This window comes from Caulobacter sp. GW821-FHT05F04, from assembly GCF_059419665.1.
Genome location: NZ_JBWKSF010000009.1, coordinates 108,464 through 128,689, shown reverse-complemented (window position 1 = coordinate 128,689; position 20,226 = coordinate 108,464). Strand labels below are relative to the sequence as shown.

Sequence of the window (20,226 nt, the reverse complement as noted above, 5' to 3'; positions counted from 1 at the left end):
CCGCGCCAGAGCTAGGCCGAGCCGATCACGCCCCGTCGTCCGGAATGTTCAGCAGAACGCCGCAGGCCTTGCAGTGGACGGCGTCCGGATCGTGCCGGCGCAGGCCGCAGGCGTGGCACTGATAGACGACCTTGTGCGGCCGCAGGATCGACTGGATCAGGCCGATGAACAGCGACACCCCGCCCAGCATCACCGCCATCGACAGCAGCTTGCCCCACACGCCGGGCAGGGTGACGTCGCCATAGCCGGTGGTCGTCAGGCTGGTGACGGTGAAATAGAGGGCGTCGACATAGCCGCCGATCCCCTCGTGGCGGCCGGCGAAGCTGGAATAGACGAAGCCCGTGACCACGAAGACGAAGGTGACCAGCGAGCTGGCCGCCCGGGTGATGTCCTCGATCCGGGTGTCGTCGTAGCGCCGTCCGACCGTGCGCCAGAAGAACTCGCTGTGGATCAGGGTCCACAGGCGCAGCACCCGCAGGAAGCCGAAGTTGAACAGCCAGGCCGGGAACAGCAGGGTGGCCAGCACGAACAGGTCCAGCCAGGTGATGGGCTTCTTCAGCCAGGACCTGATGTCCCCATGGGCGATGGCGCGCGCGACAAGGTCCAGCGCCAGGAAGGCCGCCACCCCGTAGTCGATCAGATAGAAGGTCAGGCCGTGCCGCTGCATCAGCGGGGCGGCGATGAAGAAGGCGATGATCGCCAGGTCGATCAGGATGATCCCGTAGCGGAACCGCACCGCCGTCGGCGAGGCGCCGTGATAGAGGGCCCGCAATCGCGCGCGCAGGCGAAGGCCGGCGTGGTCCTGTTCGTCGCGGTGCATTTCGCTCTGCTTTCCACTATATAGCCCGGCTATGAGCCGCACCTTCCTGAAGATGAACGGGCTGGGCAACGACTTCGTCGTCATCGAGACCCAGACCCAGTCCTTTGAACCGACCCCCGAGGAGATCCGCGCGATCGCCAAACGCGGGGACGGCGGCGTGGGCTGCGATCAGGTCATCGCCATCGATCCGCCGAAGGCGCCGGGCGCGTCGGCCTATGTGCGCTTCTGGAATTCGGATGGCGAGGAGACCGGCGCCTGCGGCAACGGCACGCGCTGCGTGGCGTGGCTCTTGATGCAGTCGTCCGGCAAGGACGCCGTGGCGTTCGACACCGTGGCGGGCCGCCTCTCTGGCGTCGCGGCGGGCGAGAAGCTGGTGACGGTCGACATGGGCGTCCCGGGCCTGGACTGGACGCAGATCCCGCTGTCCGAAGAGATGAACACCGAGCGGGTCGAACTGCAGGTCGGTCCGATCGACGCGCCGCTGGTGCATACGCCGGTCTGCGTCTCGATGGGCAATCCGCACGTGGTGTTCTTCGTCGACGCCCCGGTCAGCGACGCCTTCGCCACGGGTACGGGCAGCCTGGTCGAGCATCACCCGCTGTTCCCGGAAGGCGTCAATGTCGGCTTCGCTCACATCGCCGCGCGCGATCACATCCAGCTTAAGGTCTGGGAGCGCGGCGCGGGCCTGACCGCCGCCTGCGGCACCGGCGCCTGCGCGGCCCAGGTCGCCGCGGTGCGTCGCGGCCTGACCGACCGCAAGGCTCGCGTCCAGTTCGAGACCGGTTCGCTGGTCATCGAATGGCGCGAGAGTGACGGTCACGTGATCATGACCGGCCCGATCACCATGGACTATGCCGGCAAGCTGCCGGAGACGGTCGCGGCCTGAGGTCATGGCCAGCTACACCGTCATCAAGGCGACGCCGAAGCCCAGGCCGGAAGCGGGCGAGGAGGGCGGTCCGGCCACGACCATGTCGGGCCCGGACGGCGTCGACGTCGTCACCTTCGGCTGCCGCCTGAACGCCTATGAGAGCGAGGCCATGCGAGCCCGCGCCGCCGCCGACGGTCTGTCCGACGCGGTGGTGTTCAACACCTGCGCCGTGACCAACGAGGCCGTGCGCCAGGCCCGTCAGGCGATCCGCAAGGCGCGCCGCGAGCGGCCGGACGCGCGGATCATCGTCACCGGCTGCGCCGCCCAGGTCGATCCGGCCGCCTTCGCCGCCATGCCTGAGGTCGATCTTGTGCTAGGCAACGCCGAAAAGGCCGCGCCGGGCGCGATGACGGACACGACCGCCCGGGTGCGGGTCAACGACATCATGTCGGTCAAGGAGACCGCCGGTCACCTGATCGACGGCCTCAAGGATCGCGCCCGGGCCTATGTCGAGGTCCAGAACGGCTGCGACCACCGCTGCACCTTCTGCATCATCCCCTATGGTCGCGGCAATTCGCGCTCGGCGCCGGCCGGCGAGGTCGTCGAGCAGGTCCGCAAGCTGGCGGCCGAGGGTTATCGCGAGGTGGTGCTGACTGGCGTCGACGTCACCTCGTGGGGCGCGGATCTGCCGGGCCAGCCGACCCTGGGCCAGCTGGTCGGCCGCATCCTGCGCATGGTCCCGGACCTGCCCAGGCTTCGGCTCTCGTCGATCGACGCGGCCGAGATCGATCCGGACCTGTTCAAGCTGCTCGAGACCGAGCCGCGTCTGATGCCGTACCTGCACCTCAGCTTGCAGGCGGGCGACAATATGATCCTCAAGCGCATGAAGCGCCGCCACAGCCGCGAGGACGCGCTGAAGCTGGTGGCCGAGGTGCGCCGCGTGCGTCCGGACACCGCCTTCGGCGCCGACCTGATCGCCGGCTTTCCCACCGAGACCGAAGAGGCGTTCCAGAACACGCTGGACCTGGTCGAGGAGGCGGGTCTGGCCTTCCTGCACGTCTTCCCCTACAGCGCCCGCCCCGGCACCCCGGCCGCGCGGATGCCGCCGGTGAAGGGCCCGCTGATCAAGGCGCGCGCCAAGCGCCTGCGCGAAGCCGGCCAACGCGGTCTGGAGCGCCACCTGCAACGCCAGATCGGTCGGACCTTGCCGGGCTTGGTCGAACGGGAAGGCGTCGCCCGCGCCGACGACTTCACCGAGATCCGCTTCACCGGCGCCGCGCCGCTGGGCGAGATTGTAACCTTCACGATCACCGGCCATGACGGGGCTCACGTCATAGCGGAGCGTGCAAACTGATCCGGTCAGCCTGGGCCCTTCTGGCGCTTTGCCTGCTGACGGCCGCGCCGGCGCGCGCCGACGAGCCCAAGCCCGTGACCCTCAGCGTCATGACCTACAATATCGAGGGCCTGCCCTCGCTGGTCCGCAAGGGTCGCGGGACGGCGCTGAAGCAGATTGGCCACGAGCTGGCCGCCATGCGCGCCAAGGGCAAGGAGCCGGACGTCGTCCTGATCCAGGAGGGCTTTCGCGACGAGACCTGGGATCTGATCGACGAGAGCGGCTATCCGTACGTCGCGCGGGGGCCGCGCAAAGGCCAGCGCGACGAAAACTACCTGAAGAGCGAGAAGACCGACTACCGGCGCGTGAAGTATCGCCGCCAGGGCGAGGGCTGGGGCAAGTGGGGCTCCAGCGGCCTGTGGGTGCTGTCCAACCATCCGATCGACTGGGTCAAGTCGCACGCCTACCGTTACTGCGCGGGCCTGGACTGCCTGGCCAACAAGGGGGTGATGCTGGTCTCGATCCAGGTCGCCGGCCTGCCGACCTCGGTCGAGATCGCCGACACCCACATGAATTCGCACGGGGCTTCGAAGGTGCCGCGCAAGCGCTACAACGAGGCCCACGCCCTGCAGACCCAGGAGCTGGGCCGGTTCCTGCAGGCCAGCCGTACGCCCGGCGCGCCGCTGATCGTCGGCGGCGACTTCAATGTCCGCCGCTCGCCCGATCGCTTCGACAAAATGATGAGCGACTACCCGTTCATGGTGGTCAGCCGGTGGTGCCACGAGAACCCGGGCGCCTGCGACACCCAGATCTCTTACACCGGCGAGGCGCCGTGGCTGAACACCCAGGACCTGATCGGCTTCCTGGGCGGCGATGCGGTCGAGGTCACTCCCAGGGCGGTCGAGGCCACCTTCGATGGCGCGGACGAGCCGGTGCTGTCCGATCACAACGGCTACAAGGTCACCTTCAGGCTGACTCCGAAGAGGTAGGGACATCCTGCTTCAGGTCTTGCTCAAGGCGGTCGAGGCCGCCAGAGGTCAGGCGTCGCGGGCCTCTTCTTCTCCCGCGAAGCCCGGCAGGCTCCAGCCGAACTTGATCGCGCAGGCCCGCAACCCGAACGCGGCGACGAACCCCGTGATCCCCGCCGGCCAGAACGGCGCGCCCAGCAGTTTCAGGACCGCGAAGACGCTCGCCCCCAGCAGCGCCGCGGTGATGTAGATCTCGCGGCGTAGCAGCAGGTTCGGCTCCTCGGCCAGGACGTCGCGGATCACGCCGCCGAAGGCGGTGGTCAGCACGCCCATGACCACGGCGCTGAACGGGTGGACGCCCAGGCCCAGGGCCTTGGCGGTGCCGACCACGGCGTAGGCGGCCATGCCCAGGGCGTCGAGCCAGAGGAGGGCGCGGAACCGCCATCCGCGTTTGCCCAGCAGCCAGACCACCGTGGCGGCGGCCAGGCAGGCGATGATGTAGCCCGGCCGCTGCACCCAGAAGACCGGCGCGCCGATCAGCAGGTCGCGCAGGGTGCCGCCGCCCACGCCGGTGATGGCGGCGAAGAATCCGAAGGTGATGATGTCATGCTTGCGTCGGGCGGCCGCGAGGGCGCCCGTTGCCCCGAAAACGGCTACGGCGGCGTAGTCGAGCCAGAAAAGCGCCGCGCCCAGTGGGTCAAGTTGCAAGTCCATGCCCTTTCTTCGCACGCGTTGCGCGACCGCGCTAACCTCGCGCCGGTAATCTCCGATTTACACTTTCGCCCGTTCCCCTAAAGGAGCGCGGATGAGCGAGAAGCCCGAACAGAAAAAAGGCTGGTTCCAGCGCCTGACCTCCGGCCTGACCCGGTCGTCCCAGCAGATGACGGACCAGGTCACCGGGGTCTTCACCAAGAAGCCCTTGGATCAGGAACAGCTGGACGCGCTGGAAGAGATGCTGATCGAGGCCGATCTCGGTCCGCAGATCGCCGCCCGCATCACCGAAGCCTTCGGCAAGGCGCGCTTCGGCAAGTCGTCGACCGACGACGAGGTCAAGGAGGCCCTGGCCGAGTTGATCGCCGCCGAACTGGCCGATCGGCAGGGCGACTTTGACCCGCTGAGCGGTCCGCGCCCCTATGTGGTGCTGTTCATCGGCGTCAATGGTTCGGGCAAGACCACCACCCTGGGCAAGATCGCCGCCGACCTGACCGAGAAGGGCGCCCGCGTCCTGATCGCCGCCGGCGACACCTTCCGCGCCGCCGCCGTCGAGCAGCTGAAGGTCTGGGCCGACCGCGCCGGAGCCGACTTCATGTCCAAGCCCACCGGCTCGGACGCAGCCGCCCTGGCCTATGAGGCCGTCGAGCGGGCCAAGGCCGAGCACTACGACGTGGTGCTGATCGACACGGCCGGCCGCCTGCAGAACAAGCAGGGCCTGATGGACGAGCTGCTCAAGGTCATCCGTGTCGTGAAGAAGGTCGATCCCGACTATCCGCACGAGACCCTGCTGGTGCTCGACGCCACCGTGGGCCGCAACGCCCTGGCCCAGGAGAAGATCTTCGGCAACCAGGTTGGCGTGTCCGGGATTGTCATGACCAAGCTGGACGGCACCGCGCGCGGCGGGGTGCTGGTGCCGGTGGCGCGCGCTTCCGACAGCCCGATCAAGCTGATCGGCGTCGGCGAGGGCGTGGAAGACCTGCAACCGTTCGACGCCCGCGCCTTTTCGCGCTCCCTCGTCGGCCTGAAGGACTGATCCGTGAGCGAAGCGTCCGCAGAGACTCCGAAGAAGAGCAACGGCTGGGTCCGGACGGTCGTCGACTACGGCGCGGCCATCGCCTTCGGCGTCGCCTATTTCGTCACCAAGGATTTCCAGAAGGCGACCTGGGTGCTGGTCGCCGCCTCGGCCGCGGCCCTGGCCATCGGTTTCGCGGTCGAACGGCGCCTGGCCCTGCTGCCGCTGTTCTTCGGCGGCATGGCGCTGATTTTCGGCGCGCTGGGCCTGATCTTCCATTCCGACGTGTTCGTGAAGATCAAGGTCACGGTGATCAACCTGGCCCTGGCCGGCTTCCTGTTCGGCGGCGTCTTCACCGGCCGCCAGCCGCTGAAGCTGATCATGGGCGAGGCCCTGCACCTGTCCGACGCGGCCTGGCGCACCCTGACCCTGCGCTACGGCGGCTATTTCGGCGTCGTGGCTCTGTTGAACGAGATCGTCCGCAACACTCAGGATACTGAAACCTGGGTGAAGTTCCGCCTCGGTCTCTTGCCTTTGGCGCTTGTGTTCGTCGCCACCCAGGTGCCGTTCATGATGAAACACATGGCCAAGGGCGACGAGCCGGCCGCGGTCGAGCCGCCGGACGCCGGTTTCTAGAGGCGCCGTTTCCACCGTCCACGGACCGTTGTCGTCAAATCGACGTGTAAAGGTGCTACCTTTCGTCCGTCGGCCGAGCACGGCCTGCGGAAACGGGGGCGCGAGCATGGCCAAGAGCAAGGGCGAAAAGACGGTCGGGGGTCTCCTGGAGCGCTCGCCCAGCCACCTGCTTCACCGGGTCCTGCAACTGGCGCTCGACATCTACGCCGAGGAGTGCGGCGAGGCGGGGGTCACCCAGCGCCAGTTCGCCGTGCTGGCCGCCGTGGCCGAGAACGAGGGCGTCACCCAGACGGCCCTGGTCCGCGCCACCGGCATCGACCGCTCGACCCTGGCCGACATGGTCGCCCGCATGATCACCAAGGGCCACCTGGAGCGCCAGCGCTCCAGTGAGGACGCCCGCGCCAACAGCGTCCGCCTGACTGACGCCGGCCGCGAGGCCCTGGAGGCCATCCGTCCGATGGTCGGCATGGCCGACGCGCGTATCCTGGCCCTGCTGAAGCCCGGCAAGCGCGAGGGCTTCCTCGACCTGCTGTCCGACATGGCCGGCGCCGAGCTGCACCCGGCCGAACCGGAGCCCAAGGCCAAGAAGCCGAAGGCCGAAAAACCCAAGAAGGACAAGAAGCCCAAGAAGGACAAGGCCGCGAAGAAGGCGGCCTGAGCCTCTCTGGGCTAGACCACGATATTCAGCAGCGAGCCGGGGCGCAGGATCCTCGTGGGCTGGGCGTCCGGCTGCACGAACGGCTTCTGCGGCGCCTGGCGCTGTTGCGGCTGGGCCATGGTCTGCATCTGCACGGTCGACGGCGCGACGGCCGGACGGGTCGGGGTCGCGTCGCCCAGGGCCTGCTGGAAGAAGGCCGCGCGCGTCTGAGCGGCCGGACCCGTAGCGGGGGCGGAAGCGGGCTTCGACGGGACGGACGGCCAGCCGGCCGGGCGAACGTTGCTCATGACGCGAACTGTAACATGGTTAACGGAGGTTCGGCGAGTATGGTCAACGCCGCGTTAACGCGATAGCTCCGCGACCTGAGAGCGCACCCTCGCGCGAGACTTGACGTCTGGAGACCCCGTGAGCCGGCAGAAGATAATCTTCCTGATCGTCCTGGTCGTGGTCGGGCTGTTCATCGCCTCGATGGTCGGCTCGATGATGCCCAGCAGGCAGGTCCTGCCGAACGGCTACCAGATCTCGGTCGGCGGCAAGGGCGAGACCTGGATCCGGTCGCCCGACCGCCAGACCCTGGTGACCGACGTGAGTTCGGTCTGGACCTCCGCCGACCGGATGCTGGTGGAGCGGCATGCGACCGACGAGAAGCCGCCGTTCGAGCTTCTCGATTGCGACTACCAGGTTGCGGAGGGGCGCGGCGCCTTGCATCCGGTCGTCAAGGCCGAGGCGCTGGCCATGCTGGCGGGCCTGGAGCGTCAGGCCGTGTCGCCCAAAACCTGCGTGAAATAGCGCCTGGAGCCCTTTAGCTTCAGGTGGCGTCACCTAAAGCTAAAGGGATATAGATATTTGATTCTATAGACTTTCGTCCCGTTAGGCGGTTCCGCTAAACGGGACAGGCCTTAGGTGCGCGGCGGCCTGCTAAAGCCGCTCCGGGATCCGCACCATCATCCGCTCGTAGCCCTTCACGAAGGTCGAATAGACTCGCTTGGGCTCTTCCAGCACCTCGATCCGGGGGAAGCGCTTGAGGATCTCTTCCCAGACGATCTTCAGCTGCATCTCGGCCAGGCGATTGCCGACGCAGCGGTGGATGCCGAAGCCGAACGACAGGTGACGGCGGGCGCTGGGCCGGTCGATGATGAAGGCGTCGGCGTTCTCGATCACCGTGTCGTCGCGGTTGCCCGAGACGTACCACATGACGACCTTGTCGCCCTTCTTGATGGTCTTGCCGCCCAGCTCGTAGTCCTCCAGCGCCGTGCGGCGCATGTGGGCGAGCGGGGTCTGCCAGCGAATGATCTCCGAGACCATGTTCGGGATCAGGCTGGGGTCGGCGCGCAGCTTGGCCTCTTCCTGCGGATTCTTGGACAGGGCGTAGAGACCGCCGGTCAGCGAGTTGCGGGTCGTGTCGTTGCCGCCGACGATCAGCAGGATGACGTTGCCCAGATACTCCATCGGCGGCATGTCGCGGGTGGCCTCGCCGTGAGCCAGCATCGAGATCAGGTCGTTGCCCGGCTCGGTCTGGTTGACCCGCTCGTTCCACAGATTGGTGAAGTAGCCCAGGCACTCCAGCAGCTCAGCGCGGCGGGCGTCCTCGCTCTCGATGATGCCGCTCTCGGGCGAGGCGGTGGCCACGTCCGACCAGCGGGTCAGCTTGCGGCGCTCTTCCCAGGGGAAGTCGAACAGAGTGGCCAGCATCTGGGTGGTCAGCTCGATCGAGACCTTGTCGACCCAGTCGAACGGCTCGTCGATCGGCAGGTTGTCGAGGATCTGGCAGACCCGTTCGCGGATGACGCCTTCCAGCCGGCCCAGGTTTTGCGGCGAGACGATCGGGCTGACCGTCTTGCGCTGGATGTCGTGCTTGGGCTGGTCCATGGCGATGAACATCGGCAGGACGAAGTCCTCGTCGAAGTCGCGGATGGTGATGCCGCCCAGGTGCGCGTCCGACGAGAAGACCTGATGGGTCGTGTCGACGGTCATGATGTCGTTGTAGCGGGTGATCGACCAGTAGGGGCCGGTCTCCTCGTCGCCCTTGGAATAGTGGACGGGGTCCTCCTTCCGCAGCCGCTCGAAATAGGGCCACATGGCGTCGGCCTGGAACAGGGCCGGGCTGGCCACGTGGATGTCTTCCAGGGGCATCGCGTAGGCTTCAGCCCGCGCGGCTTCCTTCAGGTCAACCGAACCATCGCTCATCTTCAGGATCCTCCCGCGGACCATTGTTATTCCGCCATACCGCCAGAAAATGACGCCTGTGTCACTTTTAAAATTCGCCGGTCTACGGTCTTGTGAACGCGGCGGCCGGTCTTGCGTCACGACCTCGCGAGGTCCATTTCAGAGTCATGTTCATTCAGACCGAAACCACCCCGAACCCCGAGGTCCTGAAGTTCCTGCCCGGCCGCGAAGTGCTGGGCTCAAATACTTCGGGCGGGGGCGCGCGAGAATTCCGCACCCCGGAAGAGGGCGACGCCTCGCCGTTGGCCAAGGCCTTGTTCGACCTGGGCGACGTGACGCGGGTGTTCTTCGGTCCCGATTTCCTGACCGTGACCAAGGGCGAGGACGCCCAGTGGCCGCACCTGAAGGCGCCGATCCTGGCGGCCATCATGGACCACTTCACCAGCGGTCGGCCGGTCCTGCTCGACCAGAGCGCCAACGCCCATGGAGGTGGCGGCCACGACGAGGACGGCGTCTATGACGAGGAGACCTCGCAGATCGTCGCCGAGATCAAGGAACTGCTCGACACCCGCATCCGTCCCGCCGTGGCCCAGGACGGCGGCGACATCGTCTTCTCGCGCTTCGAGCCGCAGACCGGCGTGGTCTGGCTGCACATGCGCGGCGCCTGCTCGGGCTGCCCGTCCTCGTCGGCGACCCTGAAGGCCGGCGTCGAGAACATGCTCAAGCACTATGTGCCGGAAGTGACCCGGGTCGAGCAGACGCTCTGAGGGCGCGGGCTTGATCCTGTCGCGCGGGCGGCTATATCGTAACCCATAGAGTTACAGATAGCCTCCCGAAGGATTGATCATGGCCAAGCTCGAAGACGGCGCGCTCGCCCAGCTGTTCACCGAAGCCCGCACCCGCAACGGCTGGGACCCGACCCCCCTGCCGGAAGAGACGCTGCACGCGCTGTACGAACTGGTGAAGTTCGGCCCGACGGCCGCCAACGCCAGCCCGGCCCGCTTCTATTTCCTGACCTCGCCGGAAGCCAAGGAGCGCCTGGCCAAGCTCGCGTCGGGCTCGAACGCGCCAAAAATCCTGCAGGCGCCGGTGACGGTGATCGTCGGCTACGACCTCGATTTCCCGGAAACCCTGCCGAAGCTGTTCCCGCACGCCCCGGGCGCCAAGGACTGGTTCAGCGACATGACGGCCCGTGAGTGGGGCGCGCTGCGCAATAGCTCGCTGCAGGGCGGCTATCTGATCCTGGGCGCGAGAGCCCTTGGCCTGGACGCCGGTCCGATGTCCGGCTTCGACAACGCCGGCGTCGACGCCGAGTTCTTCGCGGGCACCAACATCAAGAGCAACTTCATCGTCTCGATCGGCCACGGCACGGACGAGGGCCTGTTCCCGCGCAATCCGCGTCTCGCCTTCGACGAGGCGGCGAAGATTCTGTAACGCACCCAGCCTTGTCATCCCGGAAGCCTCGCAGAGGCTGTCCGGGACCCAGGAGCCGGCGCGGTGCGGCTACCCCTGGGTCCCGGTTCTCCGCTTTGCTGCGGCCGGGATGACAAGCATTTTGTGCGTGTTGCGAACATTCGCTAGAAGAGGGTCATGACCCTCCGCCACACCCTCCTCGCCCTGCCGCTCGTGCTGCTCGCCGCCTGCGGGCCGGCCAAGAAGGACGAGACTCAGCCCGCTCCTGGCGCGACGCCCGCCGCCGAGACTGGCGCGAAAGCCCCCGTGCGTGTCGCCATCGCGCCCTATGCCGGCGGCCCGCTGAAAGTCAGCAACGACGGTGTCGGTCCGATCAACGGCTCGGTCGCCTTCGATCTGGCCACGTTGAAGGTGCTGTTCCCCAAGGCCAAGGTCGAGCAGGCCTTCATGCACTTCGGCGAAGGCCCGGCCCAGCCGATCATCACTGTCGAGCAGGACAACACGCCCTTGGCCGAGATCGGCAAGAACGACGAAGCCGAGATCGCCTATGTCCTGGTCGACGCCGGCGATGCACGGGGCCCCAAGGACGAGCAGCTCCTGGCCAAGTGGGCCGGCCTCGGCTTCACCGTCGACCAGTGCCGGGCCGGCGAAGGCCGCGAGATCAACCAGACGATCTGCGTCCGTCCCGAGGCCCCGAACGTCTCCTACGTGTTCGGCATCCCCGGCTACACCGGCAAGGCCGTGCCGCCCGAGGCGACCCTGAAGGCCAAGGGCCAGCTGAATGCGTTCATCTGGCGTCCGGCCGAAGGCGCGGTCGTCGGCGCCGGCTGATCCATGATCCTGTCGATCGACACCTGTCTCGGCGCCAGCTCGGTCGCCGTGCTGGACGGCGAGCGCGTGCTGGCCGCCCGAAGCGAGCCCATGACCCGCGGCCATCAGGAGCGGATCGGCGTCCTGGCGCGCGAGGCGGCCGCCGAGGCCGGCGTGGCCTTCGCGGATCTCACCCGCATCGGCGTGACGGTCGGCCCCGGCTCGTTCACCGGACTGCGCGTGGGCCTGGCCTTCGCCAAGGGCCTGGCCACGGCGCTGTCGATCCCGTGTGTCGGCGTCAACACGCTGGAGAGCCTGGCGTTCGGCCACAAGGGCTTCGTCGCCGCCGTCATCGATGCGCGGATGAGCCAGGTCTACATCCAGGTGTTCGCCGACGGCGCCTCGCTGATGGCGCCGGACGCCCTGAGCCTCGGCGAGGCCGCCGCGCGCCTGGCCGAGCTCTATTCCGGCGGCCCCGCGACCCTGGTCGGTTCCGGCGCGCCGCTGCTGGCCGACACGCTGAGCGGCGTCACCGTGCTGCCCCTGGCCGCGCCGGATCCCGTCGCCGTCGCGCGCCTGGCCGCCGCCAAGCCCACGCCGAGCCATTCGCCCCGGCCGCTCTATCTGCGCGCGCCCTACGCGACCTTGCCGGCCGCCCAATCATGAACCTGCGTCCCGTCGGCTCCGAGGCCGCTTTCGATCTCGCCGATCTCCACGACAAGGCCTTCGACCGGCCCTGGACGGCGCCGGAGTTCGACGACCTTTTGAAATCCCCCGGCGTCTTCGCCGTTCTGGGCGAGGCTGGCGACCCCGCCGAGGCCAAGGGCTTCATCCTGTGCCGCTCGATCGCCGGAGAGGCCGAGATCCTGACCATCGCCGTCGATCCGGCTGCCCGCCGCCGTGGCTGGGGCGCGGCGCTGGTGGAAATCGCCGCCGGAATCGCCGCCGAGACGGGGGCCGAGGCGATGTTCCTGGAGGTCGCCACGGACAATCTGGCGGCCATCGCCCTCTACCAGACGACCGGTTTCGCCAAGGTCGGCCTGCGCAAGGGCTATTATCCCCACCCGGATGGGGCCAAGGACGCGCTTGTCATGCGGCGGGCGCTTAACACTTAAGGGCCGACCGCCTATCTTGCCGCGACTCAGACGGAGGTTCCGCCGTGGATCGACTCGAAAAGGCCTGTATCGAAAAGGGCATGCGCATGACGGACCAGCGCCGCGTGATCGCGCGCGTGCTGTCGTCGGCCGACGACCACCCGGACGTCGAGGAACTGCACCGCCGGGCCCACGCCATCGACCCGCACATCTCGATCGCCACGGTCTACCGTACGGTCCGCCTGTTCGAGGAAAGCGGCATCATCGAGCGCCACGACTTCCGTGACGGTCGCTCGCGCTACGAAGAGACGCCCGATCACCACCACGACCACCTGATCGACATGAAGACCGGCAAGGTCGTCGAATTCGTGGACGAGGAGATCGAGGCCCTGCAGAACGCCATCGCCCGCAAGCTGGGCTACAAGCTGATCGACCACCGGCTGGAGCTTTACGGCGTTCCGCTGGAGGATTGATCCGGCGAGGGTGTGGCCCTGGCGAACTTGCGCCAGGGGCCGCGTGACCCCATAACCTCGCGCATGAGCGAGACCCCGCAAAAGCGCCTCTATATCAAGACCTACGGCTGTCAGATGAACGTCTACGACAGCGAGCGCATGGCCGATGTCTTGCGCCCGCTGGGCTATGGCGTGGTCGATGACCCGGAAGGCGCGGACCTGGTGGTGCTGAACACCTGCCACATCCGCGAGAAGGCGACCGAGAAGGTCTATTCCGAGCTCGGCTACATCAAGCAGATGAAGGACCGGAAGGCCGAGAGCGGCGGTCGCATGACCATCGCCGTGGCCGGTTGTGTCGCCCAGGCCGAGGGCGTTCAGATTATGCAAAGGCAGAAGGCGGTCGATCTGGTGGTGGGGCCGCAGGCCTATCACCAGCTGCCCGAGCTGATCGCCCGCGCCCACCGGGCGACCGGCGAGCGCCTGGCCGCCGATTTCGCCGCCGACGAGAAGTTCGACGCCCTGCCGGCCGAGCGCCACGTCACGGGCGTGACCGCGTTCCTCACCGTGCAGGAAGGCTGCGACAAGTTCTGCACCTTCTGCGTGGTGCCCTATACGCGCGGCGGCGAATGGTCGCGGCCGGTCAACGACATCGTCGAGGAAGCCAAGCAATTGGCCGGAAAGGGCGTGCGCGAAGTCACCCTGCTGGGCCAGAACGTCAACGCCTATGACGGCGACGGCTCGACCCTGGCCAAGCTGGTCCGCCAACTGGCCAGGATCGATGGCCTGGACCGCATCCGCTACACCACCAGCCACCCGCGGGACATGGGCGAGGACCTGATCGAGGCCCACGGCGAGCTGCCCGAGCTGATGCCCTACCTCCACCTGCCCGTGCAGGCGGGCTCGGACAAGATCCTCAAGGCCATGAACCGCGATCATACGGCCGAGAGCTATGTGAAGCTGATCGAGAAGATCCGCGCGGCGCGACCGGACATCGCCATGAGCGGCGACTTCATCGTCGGCTTCCCCGGCGAGCGCGACGGCGATTTCGAGAAGACCCTGGAGCTGGTCCGTGAGGTCGGCTTCGCCAGCGCCTTCTCGTTCAAGTATTCGCGCCGTCCGGGGACGCCGGCCTCGGCGATGCCCGGCCAGGTCGACGAAGCGGTCAAGGCCGAGCGCCTGGAGCGTCTGAACCAGCTGCTGGACGAGCAGCAGCGCGCCTTCAACACCAGCCAGGTCGGCAAGGTGATGCCGGTGCTGTTCGAGAAGTCGGGCCGCCACCCTGGCCAGATCGTGGGGCGCAGCCCATATCTGCAGGCCGTCCACGCCGAGGGCCCCGAAAGCCTGATCGGGACGATCGCGCCCGTCCGCATCGAGAGCGCCGCCAAGATGAGCTTGGGCGGCGTCCTGGAAGCCCAACCCGACACTATCCAGCCCATTTGGGAGACCGCTTGAGCCGCACCCCTGAGTTCCTGCCGCTGTCCGATGACGCCGTCGTCGCCGTTACCGGCCCGTCCGGCCGTCACGCCGCCCTGATCGAAGACGCCTTCAAGGTGCTGATCGAGACCCCGGGCGGCGGCGTCACCCTTACCGGCGACGCGCGGGGACGCACCGGCGCCAAGCGGGTGCTGCAGACCCTGGCCGCCCGCGCCGACGCCGGCGAGGAGGTGGTCGAGGCCGACGTGCGCATCGCCATCGGCCAGGCTCACGAGACTGGCGGCCAGGCCTCGCCCCGCGCGGTGCGCAAGGGCAATGTCTCGCCCAAGACCAAGGGCCAGGCCCGCTACATGGAGGCCATGGCCAGCCATCCGCTGAGCTTTGGCCTCGGTCCCGCCGGCACCGGCAAGACCTTCCTGGCCGTGGCCCATGGGGCGGGCATGCTGATGCGCGGCGAGGTCGATCGCCTGATCGTCACCCGTCCCGCCGTCGAGGCCGGCGAGAAGCTGGGCTTCCTGCCGGGCGACCTGAACGAGAAGGTCGATCCTTACATGGCGCCGGTCTGGGAGGCTCTGACCGACATCATGGGGGCCGATCAGCTGCGTCGGCGTCGGGAAAAGCTGGAGATCGAGGTCGCCCCGATCGCTTTCATGCGCGGCCGCACGCTGGCGCACGCCTTCGTCATCGTCGACGAGGCCCAGAACTGTTCGCGCCTGCAGATGAAGATGGTCCTGACCCGCCTGGGCGAAGGCGCGCGCATGGTGGTGACCGGCGATCCGACCCAGGTCGATCTTCTGAACCCGCGGGATTCGGGTCTGGCCCATGCCGTCTCGATCCTCGAGGGGGTCGAGGGCGTGTCGGTGTCGCGCTTCACCTCGGCCGACGTCGTCCGCCATCCGCTCGTCGAGCGGATCGTCAAGGCCTATGACGCCGACGCGGCCCAAAGCACGCCCCGGTAAGTGAGTACGCCCCTTTAGATGACCATCACCGTCGACATCGAGATCGAAGACGAGGCCTGGACCCGGGCCGAGGCGGATACCGAGGCTCTGGTCTGGCGCGCGGCCCAGGCCGTGCTGGACGCGCACGAGGACATCGAAGGCCAGGGGATCGTGATCCTGCTGACAGACGACGACAGCGTCCAGGCCCTGAACCGCGACTTCCGCCAGAAGGACTACGCGACCAACGTCCTGTCCTTCCCCTCGCCGCAAAATCCGGAAGCCAACCCCGAGGGTCAGATCGGCGACATCGCCCTGGCTTATGGCGTCTGCGCCCGTGAAGCGGCCGAGCAGGGCAAGCCTCTCGCCCACCACCTGCAACATCTGGTGGCGCATGGCGTGCTTCATCTCCTAGGATATGACCACGAGGACGACGAAGAGGCCGAGGCCATGGAGTCGTTCGAGCGCGAAATTCTGGCGGGTCTGGACGTTCCGGATCCTTATGCCGGTGATGAAGAGGGGCGCTGACAGGGGCCATGCCCAGCGACGAGCCTAGTCAACAGCCCGCCGGTCCGGCTCGCAGGAGCCGGGGCGTGCGGGCGTTTTTCCGGCGTATGCGCCGACAGCTGACCGGCGGCGAGCCCTCGCGGCCGCCCGAACCCCCGGCCGCGACCGGCGTCATCGACATCGTCGACCAGGCCGAGGCCTTCCAGACCTTGCGGGTCGCCGACGTCATGACTCCGCGCGCCGACATCGTCTCGGTCGAGCTCTCGACGCCGTTCGAGACGGTCGTCGCCCAGTTCGCCGAGGCCGAGCACTCGCGGATGCCGATCTATCGCGAGACCCTCGACGATCCCGTCGGCGTCGTCCACGTCAAGGACATCTTCCGCCTGCTCTCCGACGAGGCCAGACGGCCGGCGGCGGGCGATCTGGTGCTGAACAAGCTGCGCCGTGACGCGTTGTACGTGCCCGCTTCGATGAAGGCCGCCGATCTCCTGCTCCGCATGCGCACCAGCCGTATCCACATGGCCCTGGTCATCGACGAGTTCGGCGGCACCGACGGTCTGGTCTCGATGGAAGACCTGATCGAGGCGGTGGTCGGCGAGATCGACGACGAGCACGATGACGCGGCCGCCGTCGCGATCGTGGCGCGGCCAGGCGGGGTTTTCGACGCCGACGCCCGCGCGCCGCTGGAAGAACTGGAGGCCGCCCTCGGCCGCGAGCTGGCCCCCTCGGACATGGAAGAGGACATCGACACGGTCGCCGGCCTGGTCGTGGCCCTGGCCGGCCGCGTGCCGCAGCGGGGCGAGGTCATCGCCCATCCGGACGGCTACGAGTTCGAGGTGGTCGAGGCCGATCCGCGCCGGGTGCGCCGGGTGCGTGTGCGCGGCGGTTCGTCACCGCAGGCAGCGCTGGCCGAGACCGTTTCCGAGGGCCTTGGAGCCTCGTGACCGCGTGGACGGACTTCCGCGCGAAGGCCTGGAGCGCCCCGCTTCTGGCGTTGATCGCCGGCCTTGCCGCCGCCCTGGCCCATCCGCCGTTCGGCGTGCTGCCGGGGCTGCTGGGCTATGCCGTTCTTCTTCATCTTCTGGACGACGCCAATCCGGCCAAGCCGCTGCGCTCGGCCTTCTGGCGCGGTTGGCTGGCCGGGGTGGGGTATTTCGGCCTGAGCACCTGGTGGATCGCCGAGGCCTTCATGGTCGACGCCGCCAACCAGGGCTGGATGGCCCCCTTCGCCGTGGCGGCCATGGCCTCGGGCCTGGCGCTGTTCTGGGGCCTGGCGGCGCTGCTCTACCGCTGGGTTCGGCCGGCCGGCGCCTGGCGGGTCCTGACCTTCGCCGGCGCCTTCGCGGCGCTGGAATGGATGCGCGGCCATGTCCTGACCGGCTTTCCCTGGAACCTGCCGGGCGAGACCTGGCGGGCGGGATCCTTCCCGTCCCAGGCCGCCGCCCTGGTCGGCGCCTACGGCCTGACCTGGATCACCCTGGCCATCGCCGCCGCCCCCGCCGTCTCCATAGTGTCCTGGCGCGAGGGCAGGGCCGGGAAGATCGCGCTGGGCTCGGCCGCCGCCGGCCTCGTCGCGCTCTACGCCTATGGGGCGGTGGTCCAGTCGCGGCCGCTGGTCGACGGCCCGCCGACCACCGTGCGGATCGTCCAGGCCGACATTCAGCAGGACGCCAAGTGGGACGCCGAGCGCTTCTCGCGGATCGTACAGTCCTACGTCTCGCTGACCGCGGCGCCGTACAAGGACAGGCCCGCGGACATCGTGATCTGGCCCGAGGGCGCCTTGCCGGCGGCGACCAACGATTATCTCGCGCCGGGGACCTGGGTCCGCCAGGCGATCGTCGACAGTCTCCAGCCTGGGCAGCTGCTGCTGATCGGCGGTTATCGTTACGAAGGGCCGGTCCAGGCGCCAGTCTATTATAATAGCCTGATCGCCCTGCGCCGCACGGCCACGGATCTCGCGGTGGTCGGGATCTATGACAAGCATCGGCTGGTGCCGTTCGGCGAATACCTGCCGGCGGAGAAGTTCCTCACCCTCATCGGCTTCAAGAGCCTGACGCATCTGGGCGACAGCTTCGCCACGGGTCCGCGCCCGGCCCCTCTTCGCATCGCGCCCGACCTGCTGGTCCAGCCGCTGATCTGCTACGAGAGCCTGTTTCCGGGCTTGGCCAAGCACGATCCGAACGTCCGGGTTTTGATCAATGTGTCGAACGACGCCTGGTTCGGCGTGACGTCCGGCCCTTTGCAGCACCTCAATCTGGCCAGCTATCGCGCCATCGAGAGCGCCAAGCCGATCCTGCGCGCCACGCCCACCGGAGTAAGCGCTGTCATCGACGCGCATGGTCGAATCATCCCGGGGGCCCGGCTTGATTTAGGCAAAAGCGGCGTCGTCGATGCGCAAATACCGGGGATGGGTGAGGTTACACCCTTCGACAACTTCGGAAATCTCGCGTTTCTTGCGCTTCTACTGATATCTGCGGTTGCGTCAGTTCGCCCGCGAGCAGGTAAGTCCTTTTCCTCTATTGCGCGCCTGTAAGACTTAGGCTGAATTAAAACCGCAATTTCAGCTATCAAGCGTGGGTATGAGCGACCTGCCGCACACCGAGCGCCACCCCAACCCCATCGACCTGCACGTCGGGGCGCGTATCCGCATGCGCCGGAAGATTCTGGGCGTCAGCCAGGAACGACTGGCCGAGCACCTGGGTCTGACCTTCCAGCAGATCCAGAAGTACGAGCGCGGCGCCAACCGGGTCAGCGCCAGCAAGCTCTATGAAATCGCCAAGAGCCTGCAGTCGTCGGTGGCCTATTTCTTCGAGGGCCTGGCCGATACCGCCAGCGAGGGCGTGGCCGAGGGCGGCGAGGTGTTCGTCCACGATTTCCTGATGACGCCCGAGGGCCTGGAACTGGCCAGCCTGTTCCCTCGGATCACCAAGCCGAAGGTGCGCCGGCGGATCCTGGAGCTGGTTCGCTCGATGGCCGAGGAAGAGGAACCCGGCGACGACGAGTCGTAAGTCTCTCAAGCGCCGCTTGATCGCATAAACATATCTTTATATGGTTCCGGTCTAACTGACGCCGTACCGGGCGCCTGTCCGCCTGCGCGGAATTTCATGACCGGAGCTGTCTCTTGAGCCGTTCGTCCTACATCTTCACCAGCGAGAGCGTCTCTGAAGGTCACCCCGACAAGGTCGCCGACCGTATCAGCGACACCGTTGTCGACGCCTTCCTGACCGTCGATCCCGAGGCGCGCGTCGCCTGCGAGACCCTGGTGACGACCAACCGCATCGTCCTGGCCGGCGAGGTCCGCGCCGGCAAGCCGGATGGCGACAAGAAGGCCAACAAGCAGCTGACCAAGGACATCCTCGCCTCGCTCGAGCCCAAGGTTCGCGCGGCGATCAAGGATATCGGCTACGAGCAGAAGGGCTTCCACTGGCAGAAGGCGAAGTACTCGAACTTCCTGCACGGCCAGTCGGCGCACATCGCCCAGGGCGTGGACGCCACCGAGAAGAAGGACGAGGGCGCCGGCGACCAGGGCATCATGTTCGGCTACGCCAGCACCGAGACCCCGGAACTGATGCCGGCCACCCTGCAGTACAGCCACAATGTGCTGAAGCGCCTGGCCGAGCTGCGTCACAGCGGCGAGCTCTCGGCGCTGGAGCCGGACGCCAAGAGCCAGGTGACCCTGGAATATGACGGCAATGGCCGCCCCGTGCGCGTCGTCTCGATCGTCGTGAGCCACCAGCACAAGAAGAAGATCGACGGCAAGGCCGCGACCTCCAAGCGCGTGCTGGACCTGATCAAGCCGCACATCCTGCCGGTCTTCCCGGACGGCCTGATCACCAAGAAGACCCAGTGGCTGGTCAACCCGACCGGTCGCTTCGAGATCGGCGGCCCCGACGGCGACGCCGGCGTCACCGGCCGCAAGATCATCGTCGACACCTACGGCGGCGCGGCCCCGCACGGCGGCGGCGCGTTCTCGGGCAAGGATCCGACCAAGGTCGACCGCTCGGCGGCCTATGCCTGCCGTTACCTGGCCAAGAACGTCGTGGCCTCGGGCCTGGCCGACCGCTGCACCATCCAGATCGCCTATGCGATCGGCGTGGCCCACCCCGTCTCGTTCCACGTCGACCTGCACGGCACCGGCAAGGTGGATCCGGCGGTGCTGGAAAAGGTTCTGCCGCAGCTGATCGGCGGCGCTACCCCGCGCGCCATCCGCGAACACCTGCAGCTGAACCGCCCGATCTACGCCCGCACCGCCGCCTACGGCCACTTCGGCCGCACGCCGGACAACGAAGGCGGCTTCTCGTGGGAGAAGACCGACCTCGTGGGCGAACTGAAGGGCCTGGCGTAAGCCTCACCTTCGACCCCTCGCGAAACGGGCTCCGATCCATCCGGGTCGGAGCCCGTTTTCA

Annotated in this window: 24 protein-coding genes; 20 read left to right on the top strand and 4 right to left on the bottom strand. The window is 67.6% G+C overall.

Going from position 1 to position 20,226, the window contains the following annotated elements:
- Nucleotides 1–25 precede the first annotated feature (25 nt).
- Nucleotides 26–820: a potassium channel family protein gene (locus tag AC07R7_RS21535; RefSeq protein WP_494636538.1), complete on the bottom strand. Its 795-nt coding sequence runs from the start codon at nt 818–820 to the stop codon at nt 26–28.
- Nucleotides 821–851: 31 nt separating this feature from the next.
- Here AC07R7_RS21535 and dapF point away from each other — a divergent pair, with 31 nt between their 5' ends.
- The 3 genes from dapF to AC07R7_RS21520 all read left to right on the top strand — a co-directional run bounded on the left by dapF (nt 852) and on the right by AC07R7_RS21520 (nt 4,010).
- The gene (dapF, locus tag AC07R7_RS21530; RefSeq protein WP_494636537.1) at nt 852–1,706 is read left to right on the top strand and encodes a diaminopimelate epimerase; all 855 of its coding nucleotides are present in this window, start codon (nt 852–854) and stop codon (nt 1,704–1,706) included.
- A 4-nt stretch (nt 1,707–1,710) separates the two neighbouring features.
- Nucleotides 1,711–3,042 carry a tRNA (N(6)-L-threonylcarbamoyladenosine(37)-C(2))-methylthiotransferase MtaB gene (mtaB, locus tag AC07R7_RS21525; protein WP_494636536.1) on the top strand — a complete coding sequence of 444 codons (1,332 nt, stop codon included), beginning with the start codon at nt 1,711–1,713 and terminating at the stop codon, nt 3,040–3,042.
- A 74-nt stretch (nt 3,043–3,116) separates the two neighbouring features.
- Nucleotides 3,117–4,010 (top strand): endonuclease/exonuclease/phosphatase family protein, encoded by an 894-nt coding sequence (locus AC07R7_RS21520; RefSeq protein ID WP_494636535.1) that lies wholly within the window; start codon nt 3,117–3,119, stop codon nt 4,008–4,010.
- 48 nt (nt 4,011–4,058) lie between these two features.
- On the opposite strand, the gene AC07R7_RS21515 is transcribed toward AC07R7_RS21520, so the two are convergent.
- Complete coding sequence (locus AC07R7_RS21515) at nt 4,059–4,703, bottom strand: trimeric intracellular cation channel family protein (RefSeq protein ID WP_494636534.1); 645 nt, start codon at nt 4,701–4,703, stop codon at nt 4,059–4,061.
- A gap of 91 nt (nt 4,704–4,794) precedes the next feature.
- On the opposite strand from AC07R7_RS21515, the gene ftsY reads away from it, so the two are divergent.
- The 3 genes from ftsY to AC07R7_RS21500 all read left to right on the top strand — a co-directional run bounded on the left by ftsY (nt 4,795) and on the right by AC07R7_RS21500 (nt 7,009).
- Entirely contained in the window at nt 4,795–5,736 is a 942-nt protein-coding gene (gene ftsY / locus AC07R7_RS21510) for a signal recognition particle-docking protein FtsY (protein WP_492887349.1), read from the top strand.
- Between the two features lie 3 nt (nt 5,737–5,739).
- Nucleotides 5,740–6,351 (top strand): inner membrane-spanning protein YciB, encoded by a 612-nt coding sequence (locus tag AC07R7_RS21505; protein ID WP_494636533.1) that lies wholly within the window; start codon nt 5,740–5,742, stop codon nt 6,349–6,351.
- Nucleotides 6,352–6,457: 106 nt separating this feature from the next.
- Complete coding sequence (locus AC07R7_RS21500; protein ID WP_125158908.1) at nt 6,458–7,009, top strand: MarR family winged helix-turn-helix transcriptional regulator; 552 nt, start codon at nt 6,458–6,460, stop codon at nt 7,007–7,009.
- Nucleotides 7,010–7,020: 11 nt separating this feature from the next.
- Here the strand turns inward: AC07R7_RS21500 and AC07R7_RS21495 are convergent, their stop codons facing one another.
- Complete coding sequence (locus AC07R7_RS21495) at nt 7,021–7,296, bottom strand: hypothetical protein (protein ID WP_494636532.1); 276 nt, start codon at nt 7,294–7,296, stop codon at nt 7,021–7,023.
- 118 nt (nt 7,297–7,414) lie between these two features.
- On the opposite strand from AC07R7_RS21495, the gene AC07R7_RS21490 reads away from it, so the two are divergent.
- Nucleotides 7,415–7,798, top strand: a complete 384-nt coding sequence (locus tag AC07R7_RS21490; protein WP_494636531.1) for a hypothetical protein — start codon at nt 7,415–7,417, stop codon at nt 7,796–7,798.
- Nucleotides 7,799–7,927: 129 nt separating this feature from the next.
- Here AC07R7_RS21490 and AC07R7_RS21485 read toward each other — a convergent pair whose 3' ends face one another.
- Nucleotides 7,928–9,196 (bottom strand): cytochrome P450, encoded by a 1,269-nt coding sequence (locus tag AC07R7_RS21485; protein ID WP_492838883.1) that lies wholly within the window; start codon nt 9,194–9,196, stop codon nt 7,928–7,930.
- Nucleotides 9,197–9,342: 146 nt separating this feature from the next.
- On the opposite strand from AC07R7_RS21485, the gene AC07R7_RS21480 reads away from it, so the two are divergent.
- The 13 genes from AC07R7_RS21480 (at nt 9,343) to metK (ending at nt 20,165) form a co-directional block, all read left to right on the top strand.
- The gene (locus AC07R7_RS21480; RefSeq protein WP_494636530.1) at nt 9,343–9,942 is read left to right on the top strand and encodes a NifU family protein; all 600 of its coding nucleotides are present in this window, start codon (nt 9,343–9,345) and stop codon (nt 9,940–9,942) included.
- A 79-nt stretch (nt 9,943–10,021) separates the two neighbouring features.
- Nucleotides 10,022–10,609 carry a malonic semialdehyde reductase gene (locus AC07R7_RS21475; RefSeq protein ID WP_492838879.1) on the top strand — a complete coding sequence of 196 codons (588 nt, stop codon included), beginning with the start codon at nt 10,022–10,024 and terminating at the stop codon, nt 10,607–10,609.
- Between the two features lie 156 nt (nt 10,610–10,765).
- The gene (locus tag AC07R7_RS21470; RefSeq protein WP_494636529.1) at nt 10,766–11,419 is read left to right on the top strand and encodes a DUF1131 family protein; all 654 of its coding nucleotides are present in this window, start codon (nt 10,766–10,768) and stop codon (nt 11,417–11,419) included.
- 3 nt (nt 11,420–11,422) lie between these two features.
- Nucleotides 11,423–12,064 carry a tRNA (adenosine(37)-N6)-threonylcarbamoyltransferase complex dimerization subunit type 1 TsaB gene (gene tsaB / locus AC07R7_RS21465; protein WP_494636528.1) on the top strand — a complete coding sequence of 214 codons (642 nt, stop codon included), beginning with the start codon at nt 11,423–11,425 and terminating at the stop codon, nt 12,062–12,064.
- Nucleotides 12,061–12,513, top strand: coding sequence for a ribosomal protein S18-alanine N-acetyltransferase (gene rimI / locus AC07R7_RS21460; RefSeq protein ID WP_494636527.1), 453 nt, complete (start codon nt 12,061–12,063; stop codon nt 12,511–12,513). The genes tsaB and rimI overlap by 4 nt, the downstream gene beginning before the upstream one ends.
- A 44-nt stretch (nt 12,514–12,557) precedes the next feature.
- Entirely contained in the window at nt 12,558–12,965 is a 408-nt protein-coding gene (locus AC07R7_RS21455) for a Fur family transcriptional regulator (RefSeq protein ID WP_125158899.1), read from the top strand.
- A 63-nt stretch (nt 12,966–13,028) separates the two neighbouring features.
- Nucleotides 13,029–14,396, top strand: coding sequence for a tRNA (N6-isopentenyl adenosine(37)-C2)-methylthiotransferase MiaB (gene miaB / locus AC07R7_RS21450; RefSeq protein WP_494636526.1), 1,368 nt, complete (start codon nt 13,029–13,031; stop codon nt 14,394–14,396).
- The gene (locus AC07R7_RS21445) at nt 14,393–15,337 is read left to right on the top strand and encodes a PhoH family protein (protein ID WP_494636525.1); all 945 of its coding nucleotides are present in this window, start codon (nt 14,393–14,395) and stop codon (nt 15,335–15,337) included. The genes miaB and AC07R7_RS21445 overlap by 4 nt, the downstream gene beginning before the upstream one ends.
- 36 nt (nt 15,338–15,373) lie before the next feature.
- Nucleotides 15,374–15,841 (top strand): rRNA maturation RNase YbeY, encoded by a 468-nt coding sequence (gene ybeY / locus AC07R7_RS21440; protein ID WP_492887609.1) that lies wholly within the window; start codon nt 15,374–15,376, stop codon nt 15,839–15,841.
- A gap of 8 nt (nt 15,842–15,849) precedes the next feature.
- Nucleotides 15,850–16,764 (top strand): hemolysin family protein, encoded by a 915-nt coding sequence (locus AC07R7_RS21435; RefSeq protein ID WP_494636524.1) that lies wholly within the window; start codon nt 15,850–15,852, stop codon nt 16,762–16,764.
- Complete coding sequence (gene lnt, locus AC07R7_RS21430) at nt 16,761–18,353, top strand: apolipoprotein N-acyltransferase (protein ID WP_494636523.1); 1,593 nt, start codon at nt 16,761–16,763, stop codon at nt 18,351–18,353. Before AC07R7_RS21435 ends, lnt begins: the two co-directional genes overlap by 4 nt.
- Nucleotides 18,354–18,393: 40 nt before the next feature.
- Nucleotides 18,394–18,828, top strand: coding sequence for a helix-turn-helix domain-containing protein (locus AC07R7_RS21425; RefSeq protein WP_492887362.1), 435 nt, complete (start codon nt 18,394–18,396; stop codon nt 18,826–18,828).
- A 113-nt stretch (nt 18,829–18,941) separates the two neighbouring features.
- Nucleotides 18,942–20,165 carry a methionine adenosyltransferase gene (gene metK, locus AC07R7_RS21420; protein WP_492887363.1) on the top strand — a complete coding sequence of 408 codons (1,224 nt, stop codon included), beginning with the start codon at nt 18,942–18,944 and terminating at the stop codon, nt 20,163–20,165.
- Nucleotides 20,166–20,226: the final 61 nt, after the last annotated feature.